1 protein-coding gene is annotated in these 1,469 nt (G+C 67.8%); it reads left to right on the top strand.

The genetic code is table 11. The annotated features are described in order from the left end of the window. Positions 1-45 precede the first annotated feature (45 nt). Positions 46-1,275, top strand: coding sequence for an IS4 family transposase (locus tag DFQ14_RS21585; RefSeq protein WP_114455178.1), 1,230 nt, complete (start codon positions 46-48; stop codon positions 1,273-1,275). The last annotated feature ends 194 nt before the right edge of the window (positions 1,276-1,469 follow it).

The raw sequence follows: 1,469 nt of genomic DNA, 5'->3' as shown, positions 1-1,469 counted from the left end.
GCAATACCGCTGATTTAGGTTGGGTGTGGCTGGTAGTGTGTGTTCATGCCCAGGCCTGGTCAGGTGACGTCGTCGTCGCGGGAGCGGTTGCCGGATCGGATTGCGATTGGGGTGCTCACGCGGGCGTTTCCGCCGGAGTTGGTGGACGAGGTGCTGGCTGCCACGGGGCGGGTTGAGCAGCGCAAACGGCTGTTGCCGGCGCGGGTGGTGGTGTATTTCGTGCTGGCGATGTGCCTGTTTCGTCAGGAAGGCTATGAAGAGGTCACCCGGCTGTTGACCAACGGATTGGCCTGGGCACGGCACTGGCGGGCTCAGTGGCAGGTACCCACCACGGCCGCGCTGTCGCGAGCCCGGGCCCGGCTGGGTGCCGAGCCGGTGGCCGCGTTGTTCGAGCGGGTGGCTACTCCGGTGGCTACCGCGGCCACGGCGGGGGCGTGGTATCGCGGCCACCGACTGGTTGCCGTGGACGGCACCACGTTCGATCTGGCCGACACTCCGGCCAACGGGGACTACTTCGGTCGGCCGGGCAGTTCCCGCGGCGACGGAGTGAGTGCCTATCCGCAGGCCCGCGTGGTCGCGCTGGCCGAGTGCGGCACGCACGCGATCTTCGCCGCCACGTCGGCGCCGCTGACGACGACCGAGTCCAAACTGGTCCCGAAGTTGTGGCCCGCCCTGGCACCGGACATGCTGCTGCTGGCCGACCGGGCTTTGTTGAGCTTCGACACCTGGCGGGCCGCCACAGCCACCGGGGCCGACCTGCTGTGGCGAGCCCGGTCCAGCGCGGTGCTGCCCGTAACCCGCCAGTTCGACGACGGCTCGTATCTGTCCGAAATCGTGGCCGCCCGGGACAAAAACCGGCGGGCCGACCCGGCCACCGTGCGGGTGGTCGAGTTCACCCTCGGCGAGGCCGCGACGGTCTACCGGCTGGTGACCAGCCTGCTCGACCCGGAGCAGGCTCCCGCTGCCGAACTGGCCGCCCTGTATGCCCAACGGTGGGAGATCGAAACCGCCCTGGACGAACTCAAAACCCACCAAGGCGGGCCGAACCTGATCCTGCGCTCGCAACACCCCGACGGGGTCGAACAGGAACTCTACGGTTTCCTACTGACCCACCACGCCCTGCGCGGCCTGATGCACGACACCGCCGCCAGCGCCGAGACCGATCCCGACCGGATCTCGTTTCTGCGCACACTGCGCGTCGTCCGCCGCCAGGTCACCGACCAGGCGGCTTTTTCCCCCGAACCGCCTGATGCGAGCACTACGGTGCACCCGTAAGGAACTGCTACGTCATCCGCTGCCGCCCCGCCGACGTCGTTCCAACCCCCGCGTGGTCAAACGCAAAATGGCCAACTGGCACCTCAAACGCGCCCACCACCGAGACCCACCCCCACCCAACATCACGATCACCATCGTCACCGCCACCAAACCGGCTCCACAACGCCGAAAACCACCAAAGTAAGCGGTATTGC

Origin of the sequence: Halopolyspora algeriensis (assembly GCF_003337235.1) — a bacterium.
Classification (GTDB): Bacteria; Actinomycetota; Actinomycetes; order Mycobacteriales; family Pseudonocardiaceae; genus Haloactinomyces; species Haloactinomyces algeriensis.
This window is presented reverse-complemented; position numbering and strand designations above follow the sequence as displayed.